The following is an 18,871-nucleotide window of genomic DNA, read 5'->3' on the forward strand; positions in this document are numbered from 1 at the left end:
TCCCGCACGACGCCCCTCTGCCCTACCGGAGAGGCCAGACGCTCAAAAAAAACCACCCCCCCCCCCCCCCCCCCCCCCCCCCCCCCCCCCCGCTCCGGGTGCGCCGACGGGGACTAGAAGACGGCCTCGTCGAGGTCCATCAGCGAGTTGTCGACGGCCTCGGCCAGCGCGCGCTGCACCGAGACGCCCGGCAGCATCTGCGAGGCGAAGAACTTCGCCGCCGCGATCTTGCCCTGGTAGAAGGCGACGTCCTTGCCGGTGGCGCCCGCCGCCAGCTTCTCGGCGGCCACGGCCGCGCCCTTGAGCAGCAGGTATCCGACGACCACGTCACCGGAGGCCATCAGCAGGCGGGTGGTGTTCTGGCCGACCTTGTAGATGTTCCTGACGTCCTCGCCGGTGGCGGTGAGGTCGGTGATCATCTGGCCGACGATGCCCTCGAGGTCGACGGCCGCCTTGGCGAGCGCGTCGCGGGCGCCGGCCAGGTCCTCGCCGCCCTCGCCCTGGGCGAGGAACTTCTTGATCTCCTCGGAGAGGATGTTCAGGGAGGCGCCCTGGTCGCGGACGATCTTCCGGAAGAAGAAGTCCTGGCCCTGGATCGCGGTGGTGCCCTCGTACAGGGTGTCGATCTTGGCGTCGCGGATGTACTGCTCGATCGGGTACTCCTGCAGGAAGCCGGAGCCGCCGAAGGTCTGGAGCGACTGCGCGAGCTGCTCGTAGCCCTTCTCGGAGCCGTAGCCCTTGACGATCGGGAGCAGCAGGTCGTTCAGGCCGTGCAGGGTCTTGGCGTCCTCGCCGGCCGCCTCCTTGACCGCGATCTCGTCCTGCACGGAGGCCGTGTAGAGGACGAGGGAACGCATGCCCTCGGCGTACGCCTTCTGCGTCATCAGCGAGCGGCGGACGTCCGGGTGGTGCGTGATGGTGACCTTGGGCGCGGTCTTGTCCATGAAGTTCGCCAGGTCCGGGCCCTGCACGCGCTCCTTGGCGTACTCCAGGGCGTTCAGGTAGCCCGTGGAGAGGGTGGAGATCGCCTTCGTGCCGACCATCATGCGGGCGAACTCGATGATCATGAACATCTGGCGGATGCCGTCGTGCTTGTCGCCGATCAGCCAGCCCTTGGCGGGGTGCTGGTCGCCGAAGGTCATCTCGCACGTGTTGGAGGCCTTGAGGCCCATCTTGTGCTCGACGTTCGTCGCGTAGACGCCGTTGCGCTCGCCCAGCTCGCCGGTCTCCCAGTCGAACTCGAACTTCGGGACGAGGAAGAGCGACAGGCCCTTGGTGCCCGGGCCGTGGCCCTCGGGGCGGGCGAGGACGTAGTGGAGGATGTTCTCCTCCATGTCGTGCTCACCGGACGTGATGAAGCGCTTGACGCCCTCGATGTGCCAGGAGCCGTCCGCCTGCTGGACCGCCTTGGTGCGGCCGGCGCCGACGTCCGAGCCGGCGTCCGGCTCGGTGAGGACCATGGTGGAGCCCCAGCGCTTCTCGACGGCGATCTGCGCGACGCGCTTCTGCGCCTCGTTGCCCTCGGTGTGCAGGACGCCGGCGAAGGCCGGGCCGGAGGCGTACATCCACACGGCCGGGTTCGAGCCGAGCAGCAGCTCCGCGTAGGCCCAGATCAGGGAGCGGGGCGAGGTGGTGCCGCCGATCTCCTCGGGCAGGCCGAGCCGCCAGTACTCCGACTCCATGAAGGCGTCGTAGCTCTTCTTGAAGGAGGCCGGGACCGGAGCCGTGTTGGTGGCCGGGTCGAAGACCGGCGGGTTGCGGTCGGCGTCCGCGAAGGACTCGGCCAGCTCGTTCTCGGCGAGGCGGGCGATCTCGGACAGGATGCTCTTGGCGGTCTCGGTGTCCATCTCGCCGAACGGGCCGGTGCCGTACAGCTTGTCGCGGCCGAGCACCTCGAAGAGGTTGAACTCGATGTCGCGGAGATTCGACTTGTAGTGCCCCATGGCGACGGCTCCGTTAAGGCTCGGGAAGACGGGTTCCTCGTACATACCAATCGGTAACGTCATGATGCTACCCGTCGGTAATAAGAAGCAACCCCTTGCCCGGGCACTGTGACCAGGGTCAAAACTCGCACCACACGGTCTTGGTGCCGTCGTCCCCCCGGTCGACGCCCCACCGCAGCGTCACGGCGTCCAGCAGGGCGAGCCCCCTCCCCGACTCGTCGGTGCCGGTCGCCCGGCGGGGCGTGGGCCACTTCTGCGGGTCGGGATCGGTGAGCTCGACCCGCGTACGGGTTGCCCTTCCGGTGATGCGCAGGGTGACGGGGGTGCCCTCCCCGAGGTGGGTGATCACGTTGGTCAGCAGCTCCGTGACGCAGAGCTGGAGCTCGGGACACGGCCTGCCGAGGTGCTCGCGCACGGCGAGGCGGAGCTCCGGGACCGCCTTCGGCACGGCGGGCAGCCCCACGGTGAACGGCCTCACCGGCGGTGGGCGCGGAGCGCGGCGGCGAGGCGGCCGGCGGTGCCGACGTTGCAGTTGCCGAGGCAGATCAGCGGCGGGGTGTCGTACGTGCCGGCGTAGGAGGGGAGGTGGAGGTCGAGGGAGGGCAGCGTGATCCCGTGCGCGGCGAGGGCGGCGCGCAACTCGATCAGCGCGTCGATCGCCTGGCGGTCGGCGGCGGGGTCGCTCATGGGGGGCCTTCCTGTGCGGACTGTGACGAACCGCTTACAGGTTGGCGTCGCTCGGCGTAGCGTGGGAAGGGCTTCTGGTTGCGCTGGGCAAGTGGCAAATGGTGGTGGTGTCGTGCCCCCTCGCAAGAACCCCGACGCGTCTGCGAACGTGCCGTCGTTCTACGGCGCCGAGCTGCGCTACAAGCGGGAGGTTGCCGGGCTCACGCTTGAGCAACTGGCGGCAGGCAGCTTCCGGGGCGTCCCGTTCCTGAGCCAGATCGAGCGCGGCGAGCGCCGGATGCCGCTGGATCTGGCCCGGCACGTCGACACGAAGCTGGGCACGGACGGCTTTTTCGAGCGCCGCTGTGAAGATGCGCGCAAGGCGAAGCAGTCCGGGCACGCGGAGTACTTCGCGGACGTGGCAGAGATGGAGCCGTACGCCGAGACGATCGAGGAGTGGGCGCCGATGCTCGTTCCTGGGCTGCTGCAGACACCGCCGTACGCGCGGGCGCTCACGCGAGCTGCCATGCCGCGGGCACGCGAGAGCGAGGTCGAGGAAAAGGTCGATGCCCGCATGGCCCGGGCTCGGCTGTTCGACGGGGACGGGCCCCCTGCGTACTGGGTGATCCTGGACGAATCGCTGCTTCGTCGGCAGGTCGTGACCGCTGAGGCGATGGCCGAGTTATTGGAGCACATCGCCGGAACGGTCCGCGGCACTCGCTCCATTTTGCAGATCGTCCCGGAAACCTCGGCCGCCCACCCGTTCATGATGGGCATGGCAAAGATCATGACGTTCTCGGACGCTCCACCGGTGGTGTACACCGAGAGCCTGCACAGCGGGCAACTCATCGACTATCCAGCGCTCGTTCAGGAGTACCGCAGGTCATACGATCTACTGAGGGCTGCCGCGCTGTCACCTGAGGCTTCCCTGGCCAGGATCGAAGCAGTTGCAGAGGACTTTCGACATGGAAAGCACCGAGATTGACCTGACATCGGCATGCTGGCGTAAGAGCAGCTACAGCAACGGCACCGGCGGAGACTGTCTTGAGGTCGCCGACGGCCTACCAACGCTGGTACCTGTGCGCGACTCCAAGAGGCCTGAAGGAGGCGTCATCATCGTGACCGCGGACGCATGGGTCCCCTTCGTCGCGGCCCTCAAGGCACCCTGACCGGATCCCGGCAACCCGGCGGGCAGCCCCGGCCGTCGGGTCGCTACCCGCGGAGGACTTCCGAATGGCAAGCACTGAGATCGACCTGGCGTCGGCCCGCTGGCGCAAGAGCAGCCACAGCAACACCGACGGCGGGGTCTGCGTCGAGGTCGCCGACGGGCTGCCCGGGGTGGTGCCCGTGCGGGACTCCAAGAGGTCGGGCGGGGCGGTGGTCGTGGTGACGGCCGGGGCCTGGGTGGCGTTCGTGGACGGGATCAAGCGGACCCTCTGACCGGATCCGGGCGCTGGGCGGGCACCCGCCCTCGGTAGGCTGGCGGACATGTACGGCTACGACCAGAACCCGGGTGCCCAGCAGCAGTACGCCCCGCCGCAGCAGCCCATGCCCGGGGCGGGGTACGAGCAGCCGCTGTACCCCGAGCCCTCGCCGCCGTCGCTCGCCGACGCGGTGCGGGCCTTCACGACCGGGTCGCTGTCCGCCGAGGACTTCCAGCAGATCTTCGCCACCTCGAAGGTCTACTGCCCCCGCGGCGACACCCCGGGCTTCCTGGCGCTGCACAACACGCAGCAGCCGGTCATCCCCATGTTCACCACGCTCAAGGAGCTCCGCCGGTACGCCGGCAAGGAGTCCAAGTACTTCGTCATCACCGGCGCCGAGGTGATCGACCTGCTGCCCACCGGGTACGGCTTCGTCCTCGACATGGAGGGCGACCACCGGATGGTCTTCGACGCGAAGGCCGTGGAGCAGATGGTCGACTTCGCGATGCGCCGCATGTACGGCTGACGCGGCGGACGCCGCCCGGGCACGCACGGGGCGGCGGCGCGTGGGGGCGCGCGGGGGCGCGTGCAGAAGGCGTACGGGGGCGTACGGAGGCGGACGCACGGCCGGGGGGCGGGCGATGCTGAGGGTGCACTTCACGGCCGAGGACCTGTTCCAGGTGACCTTCGCGCCCGAACCGCTGCCACTGGTGGAGCTCGGGCTGGCCCTCACCGCCGTCCAGCGCACCGACGCACCGGCGGTTTTCGGCCGGTGGCGCACCCGGGCCCTGCGCGAGCTGCCCGGCCGGGCCCGGCCGCTGTTCGACCTGCTCCGGCCCGACGGCGACAACCCGCCGTTCGTCGAGCCGTACGCCCGGACCCTGGACGAGGGCCTCGCCGACGTGGCCGCCGCGGCCGGCCGCCGCCTCACCGGCGCGGAACTGCACCGCGCCGCGGCCCGGGTGCCCGGTTCACCGTCCTGGCTGCACGCACTGTGGGCGGGGGACCGGGACGAGTGGGCCCGGCTCGACGGCGCGCTGCGATCCGCGTACGAGGCCGTGGTCGCCCCGCACTGGCCGCGCATCCGGCAGTCCTTCCAGGCCGACGTGGCCTGGCGCACCCGGCTCCTCGCCGCCCACGGCATCCGGGCCTGCCTCGCCGGCCTCCACCCGCGGGCCGGCTGGAACGGCACGGTCTTCGAGGTGGCCGCACCCCCGCACTACGAGGCCCGGCTGGGCGGCCGCGGGCTGGTGCTGATGCCCTCGTCGTTCTGGACGGGCCGCCCACTGCTGGCCGGCCACCCCTCGGGCGGGCACGTCCTGCTGTACCCGGCGCTGACCCCGCTGCCGCTGGTCGCGCCCGGCGGGGCGGTGGCCGGGCCGCTGGACGCACTGCTGGGCCGGACACGGGCGGCCGTGCTCCGGCAACTGGTGGAGCAGCGCACCACCAGCGAGCTGGCCCGGGACCTCGACATCAGCCTCCCCTCGGTGTCCGAGCACACCCGCACCCTGCGCGCGGCCGGGCTGATCACCACCGAGCGCGACGGCAAGGCCGTCCTGCACTCGGCCACGGCGCTCGGCGTGGACCTCCTGCACAGCGGCCGCTGACCGCCGCGCGGGAACGTTTCGGCGGGGCCCGAAACCATCGCGGGGGCGGCGGTCCGCGACCGAGGATCGGTGCCGCAGGGGGCGGGCGCGGCGACGCGCGACGACGGGGGATCCGCCTCCTGCTCCCACGACGAGGAGGACACACGCATGGCACGCATGTCGATCCGCACGAAGCTCGCCGCCGCGGCGGCCACCGGCGCCCTGGCGCTGGGCGCCGGGCTGCTGGCCGCGGGCCCGGCCCAGGCGGCCTGGTCGGACTGCCCGCTGGGCTACGTGTGCATCTACGCGACGACCAGCGAGAACTCGCCGATCATCTGGAAGGAGGACAGCGCGGGCTGGCACAACCTCTCCGACATGTACGGGAACCACCGGATCTTCAACAACCAGACCGACGGCTGGAAGTTCTGGACCTGCACGGGCTACAACGGCGCAGGGTGCTCCTCCGGCCACCTGCCCGCCGGCCACTACATGGACAAGAACCTGACGCCGATCAACTCGGTCCGCATCGGGCCCTGACCGGCCGACCGGCCGGCGATCCGACCGGCGGGTTCGGAGCAGTGCGGCCCCGGGGAATGTCCCCGGGGCCGGTTCCGTTGAGGCGGGTGGCAGAAAGTTCGGGTTTCAACTAAACTCGGAGCAGAAGGAGGCCGACCATGCCTGCAGTGACTGTCGAGAACCCGTTGACGCTCCCCCGCGTCGCAGAGCCGTCCCAGGAGACCGCCGCCCGTAAGGTGCTGGCCGTCGTGACCGCGCCGAGCGGCTTCGAGGGCGAGGGTTTCCCGGTGCGCCGCGCCTTCGCCGGCATCAACTACCGCCACCTCGACCCGTTCATCATGATGGACCAGATGGGCGAGGTGGAGTACGCGCCGGGCGAGCCCAAGGGCACCCCCTGGCACCCGCACCGCGGCTTCGAGACGGTCACGTACCTGATCGACGGAACCTTCGTCCACCAGGACAGCAACGGCGGCGGCGGAGTCATCAACGGCGGTGACACCCAGTGGATGACCGCCGGCGCGGGCCTGCTGCACATCGAGGCCCCGCCGGAGTCCCTCGTCGTCAGCGGCGGGCTCTTCCACGGCCTCCAGCTGTGGGTGAACCTGCCGGCCTCCGACAAGATGATGCCCCCGCGCTACCAGGACATCGGCGGCGGCAAGGTCAAGCTGCTGACCACCCCCGACGGCGGCGCCCTGCTCCGCGTGATCGCCGGTGAGATCGACGGCCACAGCGGCCCGGGCATCACCCACACCCCGATCACGATGATCCACGCGACGGTCCGGCCCGGCGCCCAGATCACCCTGCCGTGGCGCGAGGACTTCAACGCCCTCGCGTACGTCATGGCCGGGCGCGGCAGCGTCGGCACCGACCGGCGGCCGATCGAGACCGGGCAGACGGCGGTGTTCGGCGAGGGCGGCTCCCTCACCTTCCGTGCGGAGGCCTCCCAGGACTCCCACACCCCGGACCTGGAGATCGTCCTGCTGGGCGGTCGCCCGATCCGGGAGCCCATGGCGCACTACGGGCCGTTCGTCATGAACAGCCGCCAGGAGCTCCAGCAGGCGTTCGACGACTTCCAGGCGGGCCGACTGGGCACCATCCCCACCACCGCCCGGGAGCGCACGAGCACCGCGGAGCAGCACTCCTGACCGGTTGGGGTGGTGTCGGCCGAGGTTCGGCAGCGCCCCGAAAGGGGCGCGGGGAACTGCGCGACCAGCCGCGACGGGCCCGCAGACGATCGCCGGCCCGTCGCGGCGGTTTCCGCGGAGCGTTCAGCGGCGCAGCGCCTCGGCGGGCTGGGTGCGGGAGGCCCGCCAGGCCGGGTACAGCCCGGCGAGGACCCCGGTGACGAGGCCGATCAGCGGCGCCACGGCGACCGTCAGCGGTGACATCACCGGGGTCCAGTCGCGCAGCGCGGACACCCCGACCACCGTCAGGGTGCCCAGCGTGGTGCCGACCAGGCCGCCGACCGTGCCCTGCGCGGCCGACTCGGCCAGGAACTGGGCGGTGATGTGCCGCCCGCGCGCGCCCAGGGCCCGGCGCAGCCCGATCTCCCCGGTCCGCTCCAGGACGGCGACGAGGGTGGTGTTCGCGATCCCCACCGCCCCGATGACCAGGCAGATCGCGGCCAGCAGCAGGAACAGCTGGTCCAGGTCGGAGGTCACTGCGGTGCGCAGCGTCCGCGGGTCCGGTGGTGGCGCCGGGGTCAGCCAGTCGGGGTGGTCCGGGCGCAGCGCGAGCGGCAGCTCGGAGGCCACCTGCCGGGCCGCGCCCAGCTCGGTCACCACCAGCATCGCGGCCCGCTGGGCGTTGTCGGGCGGCCCCCACAGGCGTTCCGCGGTGCCCCGGGGCACGATCACCGACAGCAGCAGGTCCGGTTTGCGCTCGGCGCCGTCCGCGATGCCGATCACGGTGAACGGGTGGTCGCCGATGAACACCGCGGGGCGGCTCTCCAGCGTGGTGATGCCCAGCCGGGCCGCCATCGCCGAGCCCACCACCGCGACCTGCTCGGCGCGTCCGTCGTGGAAGGCGTCGTAGGCCCGGCCGGCGCCGAGCGAGAGCCCGGCGGCGCGCAGCATGCCGGGGGAGGCGGCGACGACCGGGATCCGCTCGCCCGTGGCCCCGGCGACCGGGGCGGACCGTACGGTCGTCGTGCCGAGCGGCACCGGCCAGAACACCCCGGCGGCGCTGACCCCGTTGAGGGCGCCCGCCCGGGCGTCGGCGTCCTTCGGGAAGGCGTTGGGCACCTGCCGGGCGAGCTGCGGGTCCCCGCCGCCCGCGGTGTCCCGGACGCCGACCTCGGTGGCCGTCATGGCGTTGAAGCGGCCGTCGATCTGCGAGGACGCGGTGGCCGTCAGGCCCAGGATCGCCACGAACGTGCCGACGCCCAGGACCGTGCCGAGGCCCGTGAGCGCCGAGCGGGCGGGCCGCTGGAGCATTCCGGCGAGCGCCTCGGACAGCAGGTCCCGCGCCGACAGCCGGGACGGGACGACGGCCGGGGTCGCGCCGTCCGTGCCGCGTCTCCCGCGCCACCGGCCGGTGCTCCCGCGGGGCCGCCTCATGCCGGGACCACCTCGCTCAGCACCCCGTCGCGGATGGCCACCGTGCGCCGGCCCCGCGCCGCGACGTGCGGGTCGTGCGTGATGACCAGCAGGGTCAGCCCGTCGGCGTGCAACTCGTCCAGCAGGGCCAGGACGGCGCCGGCGGTCGCCGTGTCCAGGTTGCCGGTCGGCTCGTCGCACAGCAGCAGCGAGGGCTCGGAGACCAGCGCGCGGGCGATGGCCACGCGCTGGCGCTCGCCGCCGGACATCCGGGTCGGCAGGTGGCCGCTGCGGTGGCCGAGGCCGACCCGCTCCAGCGCCGTACGGGCCCGGCGGGTGCGCTGTCCGCGCGGGACGCCGTTGTAGACCATCGCGAGGAGGACGTTCTCCAGTGCGCTGCGGTGCGGCAGCAGGTGGAAGGACTGGAAGACGAACCCGATGCGCTGCCCGCGCAGGGCCGTGCGGTCGCGGTCGCGCAGGGCGCCGGTGTCGATGCCGTCGAGCAGGTAGCGGCCGGCGGTGGGGGCGTCGATCAGACCCGCGACGTTCAGGAACGTCGACTTCCCGGAGCCCGAGGGGCCGACGACGGTGACGTACTCGCCGCGCTCCACCGTCAGCTCGCAGGGCCGCAGCGCCTCGACGGGCGGCGGGCCGGGGTAGGTGAGCCCGACGCCCTCGAACCGGACGACCGGCGCAGGGCCCGCGGCGGGGGCCTCCGCGGCGATGGGGTCTGCGGCAGCGGTGCCCGGGTCCGAACGGTCCGCGTCCGAAGGGCCTCGGGTGGGCCCGGGCGCGGTCACGGCTTCGCCTGGGCGACCAGGACCCGGTCCCCGTCGGCGAGCGCACCGCCGCCGAGCGGCTCGACCTGGACCATCCCGTCGGCGGACATCCCCGCCCGGACCTCGACGCGCCGCCGCTCGCCCGCCGCGGCCGGGTCCTTGCCGAGCACCGTGACCGTGGTCCGCCCGTCGGCCCCCGCCGACACCGCGGACAGCGGCACGACCAGGACCGGTTCGCCCGAGGAGGCGGCCGTCACCGTCAGCCGTACGCCCTGCCCCGAGAGGCGGGCGTCGAGCGCCAGGTCCGGGGTGACCGTCAGGGCGTACCCGCCGGCGTCCGCGCCCCCGCCCGGGGCGTTCCCGCCGGAGCCTGCCCCGTCCGGGGCGCCCGCCCCGGGCCCGGACGCCCCTGATCCGCCGGTCGCCGGGGTCGGGGCGGTGGCCACCGAGGCGACGGTCCCGGTGGCGGTCAGCCCGGTGGCCTCCGACAGCACCTCCACCTTCATCCCGGCCTTGACCAGGTCCTTCTGGTGGGCCGGGAGGGAGGAGCGGATCACCGGCGCGCCCGCGGACAGGGTCAGCAGCCCCTCCGGGGCCGGCTCGCCCACCGCCGCCTTGACCGCGTCCACGCGCGCCGGGAAGCCCTTGACGAAGACGAGCTCGTCCGCCGGGACCATCGGGCCGGAGGCCGACCGTGCCGCCTCCAGCCGGCCGGTGGCCTTGGCCAGGTCGGCCTGGGCGAAGGCGAGCTGTTGCTGCGCCTCCGCGGTGTCCGCGCCGGCGCCCGACGTGGCCTTGGCGAGGGCGGCCTTGGCCGTGGTGACCTGCCGCTGCGCGGTGTCGGCCGCGTCCTCCGCCGCCTGGAGCTTCTCCGCGTCCCCGGGGTCGGCGGGGCGGGGCGTGTGGCCCAGCGCGGCGTAGAGCGCGGTGACCGCCGCCTTGGTGCCGGCGCCGTAGGTGCCCAAGGGGTCCTTGCCGGTGGGGTGCCCGAGCGCCTTGAGCCCCGCCTGGAGCTGCCCCACGTCCTTGCCGGTGGCGCCGGGCTTCAGGTCCCGGTACACGGGTAGGGCGCCGGCCAGCGCGAACACGGGCCGCCCCGACACCTCGACCAGTACCTCGCCCGCCTGGACGGACGCTCCGGGCTGCTTGTTGATCCGCGTGACCACGGGCTTGCCGCCCGTGCCGGCGGCCGCGGCGGCCCCCGCGCCCGGGGACACGGCCAGTGTCTGCTCGGCGGCGACCGTGCCGCGGACGACCACGGAGGAGGTGAGCACCCGACGCTCGACCCGGTCGGCGAGCACCGAGGCTGGCGGCGGGGCGGCGTCGGCGGCGACCTGGGCGGGGGAGCGGATGGTGGCGGCGACCGCGATGCCCGCCCCGGTCAGGGCGACGGCGCCGGCGACGACCCAGGTCAGGATGCGGCGCCGACGGCCCAGCGAGGCCCCTGCCGCGTCGGGCTCGTCCCCCGAGGCAGCGGCCTCGTCGGGCTCGTCCCCCGAGGCAGCGGCCTCGTCGGGCTCGTCCCCCGAGGCCCCTGCCGCGTCGGGCTCGTCCCCCGAGGCAGCGGCCTCGTCGGGCTCGTCCGCCACGACCGGCTCCGGCGGCTGTTGATGTTTCACGTGAAACCCGTTTCGTCGCTCAGCAGTTCTCGCCGATCACCTGGAGGGAACTCACCCGCCACGGGCCGCCGTCGCTGTCCCGGGTCAGCGTGAAGGCGCCCATCTGCGAGGGCTTGTCCTCCAGTTGGTCGATGCGCTCGCCGGTCCTGGCGTCGTGGATCAGCCAGCGGTCCAGGTCCACGCAGTCGTGCAGCACCAGCGACCGGGGCCCGGGGCTCTCCACTCCGTCGATCCGGTGGCCCACCTCGCCGAGGAGGACCTGTCCCGCGGATCTGGAATGGGCGAGGTTGTCGCGCAGCTCCTGCAACTGGTTCCCGGTGGCGACCCGTTCGATGGCCGGGTCCTGCGGGTCGGGCGTGCGGTTCGCCGCGAGCCAGGTCGCCCAGTAGGTGTCGTACGCCTGCCGCACCTCGGGGCTCGGCGGCTGCAGCGCGGGCGCCGCGGCCGCCGTCGTGCCCTCCGCGGTGGAGGGCGACGGGGTGGTGTCGCATCCGGCGACCAGGACGGACGCCAGGGCCGCCGCAGCGGCGGACAGGGCGCGCGCCGCCCGGCGGAGCCTCATGCCGCGCCGTCCTTGAGGACCTTCTCGGCGAACGCCACCTGCTCGCCGAGGTGCTTCTTCTCCTGGTCCAGGTCCTGTTTGTGCTTCTCGACCAGGCCGTTCTGGTAGGCGGTCAGGACGGCGGTCCAGGTGTCGGAGAGCTTCGTCCTCTGCTTGCAGGACACGTCCGTCGTCGCGGCGGTGATCTCCTCGCTGGTGACCGGCCCGGTCCAGCGGGTGCCCTCCATCTGCTGGAGCTCCCAGGGCGTCTTCACCTGGAACCCCGCGTCGCGCATGCAGGAGCTCCACTGGGCGATGGCCGCGGTGACCCTGCTGTCGCCGCGCGCCCGGTCACCGGCCTGCTGTGTGAGCTCGTCGACCAGGCCGTTCCCTGCGGGGGTCGCGGAGCCGCCCTTGGCGCCCTTCGGGTAGAGCTTGCGGGCGGCCTCGCCCGCGCAGCCGCCCTCCGGGGCGCCCGGGTGTGCGGGGGCGCCGTCCTGCGGGCCGAACAGGGCGGCCGTTTCGCTCGGGTCGCGCTGGGCCGCGGCGCCCGCCTCGCGTTTCGGCAATTCGCCCGTGCGATAACCGTATTTCTTTGCCGATTCGGCGTCCACGAGGCCGATTCCGCTCGTGCTCCGGCGGGTGTCCGGGTCGGCGACGTACGTACTCGAATTCTTGAAGGAGGCGAATCCGATACGGCGCATACAGGCCTCGGTAAGGATGTCCTGCGCCTGCTGGAGCACTTTCTGCTGGCTCTTGTCGAAACCGTAGGCGTCCAGTGGGAGGGCCGCGTTCGCCGGGTCGGGCTGCGGGGTGACCTTCACCGGCGGCTCGCCCCCGGTCGAGGCCGCCCCGCCCGTCTTCTCCGTCGACGGGCCGCTGCAGGCGCCGAGCGCCGCGACCGCCACCGCGACGGCGGCGGCGGTCAGGGCCAGGGGCAGCCGTGGGCGTGCGTGGTGCACGATCAGCCTTTCGATGGTGGGACTGGTGGTCGTACACTGCCCGGCACACCCGGGGCCGGGACCGATTCCAGCGGTCCCGGCCCCGGGCGGATCCGAGCACCGATCAGCAGTGGTTCGCGGCCCACTTGCTGAGCAGGGTCATCGAGCTGTAGCCCGTGACGCTGGTGTTGTTGTTGCGGTGCTTGTCCCACCACTGGTTGCCGTTGATCACGGTGCCCGACTTGTAGCAGATGGGCGTGATCGTGTGGCTCCTGTAGCCGAGGCCCAGGGTCGTGGACGAGGTGGTGGAGTTGGAACGGATGCGGACCCCGTCCTCGGTGTAGTCGCCGGCGTGGGCGACGGTGACGGATCCCAGAACGATCGCGGCGGCGGAGAGCCCGACCGCGGTGAACCTTGCTGCCTTGCGCACGCTGTCTCCTCTTCTGAGCGGACACGTCGTGGTGCAGCCGAGAGGAAGAGCCAGTACCGCCGTCAGCGGCAAGCGCTGAGCTGGTCCCCCCGGTCCAGTGAAAGACGATGGCACGAACGGCAATCCCGTACCAGGGGGTTTCGGCCGGGTGGCCGAGAGCAGCCTGAATGCTCCGTATCGGATCGGTCGAACGATTCCCCGGAGTCTTCAGATCCCTTTCGGTGTTTGCGCTGGAAAACGCGGGCGGCGAGAAATCGACAGCCCGGGCTCCTCCGCTAATGGATGATCGGGAACCGCTTCGCGGTTGTCCGGAAACACCCGCTACTCGTTTTGCTCCGGCCGCTCGCCGCGCCGGCTTCCCGGACGGCGCGCCCGCAGCTCCGACACCATGCCGAACGCGGCCGCGGCCAGCGGCACCGAGAGCAGCATCCCGAGGATCCCGGCCACGCTGGCGCCGGCGGTGATGGCCAGCATGACCACCGCCGGGTGCATCTGCACGGTCCGGCTCTGGATCACCGGCTGGAGGAAGTGGCCCTCCACCAGCTGTACGGCGACCACGAGGGCGACGACCCACAGGCCGATGACCCAGCCCCGGTCGGCGAACGCGACGAGGACGGCCAGCGCGCCGGACAGGAAGGCGCCCAGGTAGGGGATGTACGCGCCGAGGAAGACCAGGGCGCCGAGCCCGACCGCGCCGGGCACCCGGAGCACCAGCAGGCCCACGGTGATGAGGACGGCGTCGATCAGGGCGATGAAGGTGGTGCCGCGCATGAAGCCCTCGACGGCGTCGAAGGCGCGCCGGGCCATCGCCTCGACGACCTCGCCCCTCCCGCGGGGGCCGAGCCCGTGCAGGGCCGCGGCGGCCCGTGGGGCGTCGCGCAGGAAGAAGAACATCAGCAGCAGGGCGAGGGCGGCCATGGCCATCACCTCGGCGACGACGCTGAGGCCGGCGATGACTCCGGAGGCGGCCGTCCCGCCGAACTTGGCGAGCAGGTCCTTGGAGTTGGAGGCCAGGTCCTCCAGGGAGGTCCCGGCGGCGCCGAAGTGCCCGGCGAGGTCCTCGCCGGCCCGCCGCAGGGCGCTGATGATCTGGTCGCCGGTGTTGAGGAGCGCCGAGACGATGATGTACGTGGCCCCGCCGGCCACCGCGAGCACGGCCAGGCAGGTGAGCGCCGCGGCGAGCGACGGATTGACCTTCATCCGGACCAGCCGCCGGTGCAGCGGCCCCAGCAGGGCCGTGCCGAGGAGGGCGAGGAGGACCGGGGTGACGGCGGTCTTGAAGACGATGCACAGCCAGACCCCGACCGCGGCCACACCGGTGACGAGGAGGACGACCACGCACCAGGCGGCGAGGCGGCGTGCGGGCTCGGGCAGCAGGGAGGAGCTGGGCACGCGGTCATCCAACCACGCGCCGGCCTGACTCCGGCGCAGACCGCTCGCCGGCCGCACCACCGTCTTTGACCGTGCGCCAGCCGGGTCCCGGCGTCGACCGTGCGTCGGCCGGACTCCGGGGTCGACCGTGCGTCAGTCGGACTCCGGCGTCGACCGCTCGTGCAGCTCGAACCAGATCGACTTGCCCTCGCCGCGCGGGTCGACGCCCCACGCGTCCGCCAGCATCTCCATCAGCAGCACACCGCGGCCGCTCGACGCCATCTCGCCCGGATGCCGCATGTGCGGCAGCTCGTCGCTGGAGTCCGCCACCTCGATCCGCAGCCTGCGCCCGCCCAGCTCGCCCACCGCCTCCGCGACCAGCAGCGCGTCGCCGTCGGTGTGCACGAGCACGTTGGTCACCATCTCGGAGACCATCAGCACCGCCGAGTCCACCTGCTCGGGGTCCGCCCAGTCGTGCAGCAGCTCCCGGATCTGCCGGCGGGCGCCCGCGATCCGGGCCGGCTCCGCCTGCGCCACGGTCAGCACCGTGCGGCGCGTGGGGCGGTCCGGGTGCCGCAGTGGGGCCCCGCAGCCGCGGCCCGCGCCCTCCCGGCACAGCAGGACGAGCGCTATGTCGTCCTCGCGTCGGTCGGCGAGCGGGCCGGTGGTGTGGTGCGAGGACGGCCCGTGCACCGCCTGCACCAGCAGGTCGGCCAGCTTCTCCAGGCTGTCCGTCCCGTCCGTCCCGTGAGCAGCCCCGTGCGTCCCGGACTCCAGGACCGCCCGCAGCCGCGCCCAGCCCGTGTCCAGGTCGTGCCCGCCGGTCTCGATCAGCCCGTCGGTGCACAGCAGCATCGTCTCGCCCGGCTCCAGCGTGAACCGGGTCGTCGGGTAGTCGGTGTCGGGGATGATGCCCAGCGGCAGGCCCCCGGCGGTCGGCCGCATCAGCACGGTGCCGTCCGTCATCCGGATCGCCGGGTCGGGATGCCCGGCCCGGGCCACCTCCAGCAACCCGGTCTCCGGATCGCACTCCACGTACAGGCAGGTCGCGAAGCGCGGGCTCCGGAAGTCGAAGCCCGCGTCGGCGTCGCCGTCCGGATCGGGATCGGGCCCGGAGTCCGGGCCGCCGTACGAGCCGGTGCCCTGCGCCGCGGACCCCAGCCCGGCCAGGAACCGGGAGGCCCGGGAGAGCACGGCGTCCGGGCGGTGACCCTCCGAGGCGTACGCGCGCACCGCGATCCGCAGCTGGCCCATCAGTCCGGCGGCCCGCACGTCGTGCCCCTGCACGTCCCCGATGACCAGCGCGAACCGGCCCGACGGCAGCGGGATCACGTCGTACCAGTCCCCGCCGACCTGGAGCCCGCCGCCGGTCGGCACGTACCGCGCGGCGATCTGCATGCCGGGGATGTCCGGGCCCAGCGTCGGCATCATCGACCGCTGGAGCCCGGTCGACAGCTCCCGCTCCGACTCGGCCACCCCGGCCCGCTGCAGCGCCTGGGCCAGCATCCGGGCCACCGTGGTCAGTACGGACCGCTCGTCCGGCGAGAAGGACACCGGGTGCTTGAACGCGGCCAGCCAGGCACCCATGGTGCGCCCGGCCACGACCAGCGGCACGAAGGCCCAGGAGGCCCGGCCGAAGCGCTGGGCCAGCGGCCAGGTCGCCGGGAAGCGCCGCCGGAAGTCCTCGGGGGTGGGCAGGTAGATCGCCCGGCCGGTGCGGACGACCTCCGCCGCCGGGTAGTCGGTGTCCAGCCGCATGTCCGCGAAGGGGCCCTCGTCCCCCGGCCCGTGCCCGTGGTGGCCGATGACCGACAGCCGGTCCCCGGCCACCCCGAAGACCGCCAGCCCGTCGGGGCTGAAGCCGGGCATCGACAGCGAGGCGGCGACCCGCAGCACCTCGGCCGTCGACCGGGCCTCGGCCAGCGCCCGCCCCGCGTCCAGCAGGAACGCCTCGCGGGAACGCCGCCAGTCGCCGGTGACGGTGGTGTGGGCGGCGGTGGTGCCGGGCTGGGGCTCGGCGATCTCCTGGATGGTGCCGATCAGCTCGTAGTCGAGGCGGCCGTCGCCGGAGCGGTTCTGCACCGGCTTGGAGCGGCTGCGCACGGTCCGCAGGACCCGCCCGTCCCCGTCCATGATCCGCAGCCGGGCCTCGGCGAGGGTGCCCTCGGCCACCGCCAGGTTGACGATGCCGTTGATCTCGTTCCAGTCCACCGGGTGGAACCGGGACCGCACGGCCGCCTCCGGCAGCACGGCCGGCTCGGCGGGCAGCCCGAGCAGCCGGGCGGCCTCGCCGTCGAGGCTGACCTTCCCGGACGCGTTGTCCCATCGCCACAGGCCCGTCGCGATGGCGGCCAGGACGTCCTCGGTGCGCACCCGGTCATCTTTACAGGTCGTCGCCGGGACCATCGCCGAGACGTGCCCGTTCGCGGAGCCCGCCGGGCGCGCCAGCGCGGCCGCCGTCCCGGACGGTAACCTTGGGAGGGTTGAATCCACCCTGGTATCGCGAAGAACTGGATGACTGATGCATCGGTACAGGTCCCACACCTGCGGCGAGCTCCGCGCCTCTGACGTCAACACCGACGTCCGGCTGAGCGGCTGGCTGCACAATCGTCGAGACCTGGGCGGCATCCTCTTCATCGATCTGCGCGACCACTACGGCATCACGCAGCTCGTCGCCCGTCCCGGCACCGCAGCCGCCGCCGTCCTGGACAAGCTCTCCAAGGAGACCGTCGTCCGCGTCGACGGCAAGGTCGTCTCCCGCGGCACCGAGAACGTCAACCCCGACCTGCCCACCGGCGAGATCGAGATCGAGGCCGCCGAGGTCGAGGTGCTGGGCGCGGCCGCCCCGCTGCCCTTCACCATCAACACCGACGACGGTGTGAACGAGGAGCGGCGCCTGGAGTACCGCTTCCTCGACCTGCGCCGCGAGCGCATGCACCGCAACATCATGCTGCGCTCGGCCGTGATCGCCGCGATCCGCCACAAGATGGTGGCCCTCGGCTTCAACGAGATGGCGACCCCGATCCTCACCGCGACCTCCCCCGAGGGCGCGCGCGACTTCGTCGTCCCGTCCCGCCTGAACCCCGGCAAGTTCTACGCGCTGCCGCAGGCCCCGCAGCAGTTCAAGCAGCTGCTGATGATCTCCGGCTTCGACCGGTACTTCCAGATCGCGCCCTGCTTCCGCGACGAGGACGCCCGCGCCGACCGTTCGCCGGGCGAGTTCTACCAGCTCGACGTCGAGATGTCCTTCGTCGAGCAGGAGGACGTCTTCCAGCCGATCGAGAAGCTGATGACCGAGCTCTTCACCGAGTTCGGCGGCGGCCGTGAGGTCACCTCCCCCTTCCCGCGGATCCCGTTCCGCGAGTCGATGCTGAAGTACGGCAACGACAAGCCCGACCTGCGCGCCAAGCTGGAGCTCGTCGACATCACCGACGTCTTCGAGGGGTCGGAGTTCAAGGCGTTCGCCGGCAAGCACGTCCGCGCCCTCGCCGTCCCGGACACCGCCGCCCAGCCGCGCAAGTTCTTCGACGGCCTCGGCGACTACGCCGTCTCGCTCGGCGCCAAGGGCCTGGCCTGGGTCCGCGTCGGCGAGGACGGCACGCTGACCGGCCCGATCGCCAAGTTCCTCACCGAGGAGAACGTCAAGGTCCTCACCGAGCGCCTGGGCCTGGCCGCCGGCCACGCCGTGTTCTTCGGCGCCGGCGACTTCGACGAGGTCTCCAAGATCATGGGCCCGGTCCGGGTCGAGGCCGCCAAGCGCGCCGGCCACTTCGAGGAGAACGTCTTCCGGTTCTGCTGGATCGTCGACTTCCCGATGTACGAGAAGGACGAGGAGACCGGCAAGATCGACTTCTCGCACAACCCCTTCTCCATGCCGCAGGGCGGCATGAAGGACCTGGAGGAGAAGGACCCGCTCGACATCCTCGCCTGGCAGTACGACATCGTCTGCAACGGCATCGAGCTGTCCTCCGGCGCCATCCGCAACCACGAGCCCGAGGTCATGCTGAAGGCCTTCGAGATCGCCGGCTACGACGCCGAGACCGTCGAGCGGGAGTTCGCCGGCATGCTGCGCGCCTTCCGCCTCGGCGCCCCGCCGCACGGTGGCATCGCCCCCGGCGTGGACCGCATCGTGATGCTGCTCGCCGACGAGCCGAACATCCGCGAGACCATCGCGTTCCCGCTGAACGGCAACGCGCAGGACCTGATGATGGGCGCGCCCACCGTCCTGGAGGAGTCCCGCCTGCGCGAGCTGAACATCTCGCTGCGCAAGCCGGTGGAGACGAAGACCTCCGAGCCGGTCGAGAAGTCGGTCAAGCAGCACCAGTAGGAGCTGCAGGCCGGGCCGCCCGACGGCCCGGCCGTCCGACGGTCGCGCCGCCGCACCGCGGCAGCAGCACGGCAACACCACGGCGGCCCCCCCCCGGAGGCCAAGAGGGGGGGCAGGTTGCGTGGGCCCTTTCGGGTTTTCCCAACACGCCCCCCCCCACCCCCCCACAAAGCACCCCAGGCTCACCCCTC

Annotated in this window: 19 protein-coding genes; 8 read left to right on the forward strand and 11 right to left on the reverse strand. The window is 72.6% G+C overall.

The window, feature by feature from the left end; all coding sequences use genetic code 11:
• Positions 1 to 113: 113 nt before the first annotated feature.
• From ACZ4VL_RS37875 to ACZ4VL_RS37885, 3 genes are all read right to left on the reverse strand, one after another.
• Entirely contained in the window at positions 114 to 1,943 is a 1,830-nt protein-coding gene (locus ACZ4VL_RS37875) for an acyl-CoA dehydrogenase (protein WP_468209721.1), read from the reverse strand.
• A gap of 118 nt (positions 1,944 to 2,061) precedes the next feature.
• Positions 2,062 to 2,391, reverse strand: a complete 330-nt coding sequence (locus tag ACZ4VL_RS37880; protein WP_468209724.1) for an ATP-binding protein — start codon at positions 2,389 to 2,391, stop codon at positions 2,062 to 2,064.
• Between the two features lie 26 nt (positions 2,392 to 2,417).
• Positions 2,418 to 2,630, reverse strand: coding sequence for a hypothetical protein (locus ACZ4VL_RS37885; RefSeq protein WP_468209683.1), 213 nt, complete (start codon positions 2,628 to 2,630; stop codon positions 2,418 to 2,420).
• Between the two features lie 112 nt (positions 2,631 to 2,742).
• Between ACZ4VL_RS37885 and ACZ4VL_RS37890 the strand changes: the two genes are divergently transcribed.
• The 7 genes from ACZ4VL_RS37890 (at position 2,743) to ACZ4VL_RS37920 (ending at position 7,280) form a co-directional block, all read left to right on the forward strand.
• Positions 2,743 to 3,594, forward strand: coding sequence for a helix-turn-helix domain-containing protein (locus tag ACZ4VL_RS37890; RefSeq protein ID WP_468209685.1), 852 nt, complete (start codon positions 2,743 to 2,745; stop codon positions 3,592 to 3,594).
• Positions 3,575 to 3,778: a DUF397 domain-containing protein gene (locus ACZ4VL_RS37895; RefSeq protein WP_361097423.1), complete on the forward strand. Its 204-nt coding sequence runs from the start codon at positions 3,575 to 3,577 to the stop codon at positions 3,776 to 3,778. The genes ACZ4VL_RS37890 and ACZ4VL_RS37895 overlap by 20 nt, the downstream gene beginning before the upstream one ends.
• Positions 3,779 to 3,842: 64 nt before the next feature.
• Positions 3,843 to 4,049, forward strand: coding sequence for a DUF397 domain-containing protein (locus ACZ4VL_RS37900; protein ID WP_468209689.1), 207 nt, complete (start codon positions 3,843 to 3,845; stop codon positions 4,047 to 4,049).
• A 48-nt stretch (positions 4,050 to 4,097) separates the two neighbouring features.
• The gene (locus ACZ4VL_RS37905; RefSeq protein WP_361097417.1) at positions 4,098 to 4,559 is read left to right on the forward strand and encodes an SseB family protein; all 462 of its coding nucleotides are present in this window, start codon (positions 4,098 to 4,100) and stop codon (positions 4,557 to 4,559) included.
• Positions 4,560 to 4,674: 115 nt separating this feature from the next.
• Positions 4,675 to 5,640: an ArsR/SmtB family transcription factor gene (locus ACZ4VL_RS37910; protein ID WP_468209692.1), complete on the forward strand. Its 966-nt coding sequence runs from the start codon at positions 4,675 to 4,677 to the stop codon at positions 5,638 to 5,640.
• A 147-nt stretch (positions 5,641 to 5,787) separates the two neighbouring features.
• Positions 5,788 to 6,156, forward strand: a complete 369-nt coding sequence (locus ACZ4VL_RS37915) for a hypothetical protein (RefSeq protein ID WP_468209694.1) — start codon at positions 5,788 to 5,790, stop codon at positions 6,154 to 6,156.
• A 137-nt stretch (positions 6,157 to 6,293) separates the two neighbouring features.
• Entirely contained in the window at positions 6,294 to 7,280 is a 987-nt protein-coding gene (locus ACZ4VL_RS37920; protein ID WP_468209697.1) for a pirin family protein, read from the forward strand.
• A gap of 123 nt (positions 7,281 to 7,403) precedes the next feature.
• On the opposite strand, the gene ACZ4VL_RS37925 is transcribed toward ACZ4VL_RS37920, so the two are convergent.
• The 8 genes from ACZ4VL_RS37925 to ACZ4VL_RS37960 form a co-directional block, all read right to left on the reverse strand.
• Positions 7,404 to 8,693 (reverse strand): ABC transporter permease, encoded by a 1,290-nt coding sequence (locus ACZ4VL_RS37925; protein ID WP_468209700.1) that lies wholly within the window; start codon positions 8,691 to 8,693, stop codon positions 7,404 to 7,406.
• A complete protein-coding gene (locus tag ACZ4VL_RS37930) occupies positions 8,690 to 9,397 on the reverse strand; it encodes an ABC transporter ATP-binding protein (RefSeq protein WP_468209727.1) in 708 nt (235 codons plus the stop codon). The genes ACZ4VL_RS37925 and ACZ4VL_RS37930 overlap by 4 nt, the downstream gene beginning before the upstream one ends.
• 71 nt (positions 9,398 to 9,468) lie before the next feature.
• Positions 9,469 to 11,070 carry an efflux RND transporter periplasmic adaptor subunit gene (locus tag ACZ4VL_RS37935; RefSeq protein WP_468209702.1) on the reverse strand — a complete coding sequence of 534 codons (1,602 nt, stop codon included), beginning with the start codon at positions 11,068 to 11,070 and terminating at the stop codon, positions 9,469 to 9,471.
• A gap of 19 nt (positions 11,071 to 11,089) precedes the next feature.
• Positions 11,090 to 11,632 carry a hypothetical protein gene (locus ACZ4VL_RS37940; protein ID WP_468209705.1) on the reverse strand — a complete coding sequence of 181 codons (543 nt, stop codon included), beginning with the start codon at positions 11,630 to 11,632 and terminating at the stop codon, positions 11,090 to 11,092.
• Positions 11,629 to 12,573, reverse strand: coding sequence for a hypothetical protein (locus ACZ4VL_RS37945; RefSeq protein ID WP_468209707.1), 945 nt, complete (start codon positions 12,571 to 12,573; stop codon positions 11,629 to 11,631). The genes ACZ4VL_RS37940 and ACZ4VL_RS37945 overlap by 4 nt, the downstream gene beginning before the upstream one ends.
• A 103-nt stretch (positions 12,574 to 12,676) precedes the next feature.
• Positions 12,677 to 12,982 (reverse strand): hypothetical protein, encoded by a 306-nt coding sequence (locus tag ACZ4VL_RS37950; protein WP_468209709.1) that lies wholly within the window; start codon positions 12,980 to 12,982, stop codon positions 12,677 to 12,679.
• Between the two features lie 321 nt (positions 12,983 to 13,303).
• On the reverse strand, positions 13,304 to 14,374 hold the full coding sequence (locus ACZ4VL_RS37955) for an AI-2E family transporter (RefSeq protein WP_468209712.1): 1,071 nt from the start codon (positions 14,372 to 14,374) through the stop codon (positions 13,304 to 13,306).
• Between the two features lie 132 nt (positions 14,375 to 14,506).
• Positions 14,507 to 16,726 (reverse strand): SpoIIE family protein phosphatase, encoded by a 2,220-nt coding sequence (locus tag ACZ4VL_RS37960; RefSeq protein WP_468209715.1) that lies wholly within the window; start codon positions 16,724 to 16,726, stop codon positions 14,507 to 14,509.
• A 148-nt stretch (positions 16,727 to 16,874) separates the two neighbouring features.
• Here ACZ4VL_RS37960 and aspS point away from each other — a divergent pair, with 148 nt between their 5' ends.
• Positions 16,875 to 18,680 (forward strand): aspartate--tRNA ligase, encoded by a 1,806-nt coding sequence (aspS, locus tag ACZ4VL_RS37965; protein WP_468209718.1) that lies wholly within the window; start codon positions 16,875 to 16,877, stop codon positions 18,678 to 18,680.
• Positions 18,681 to 18,871: the final 191 nt, after the last annotated feature.

Source organism: Streptomyces sp. NPDC029014 (assembly GCF_055564695.1).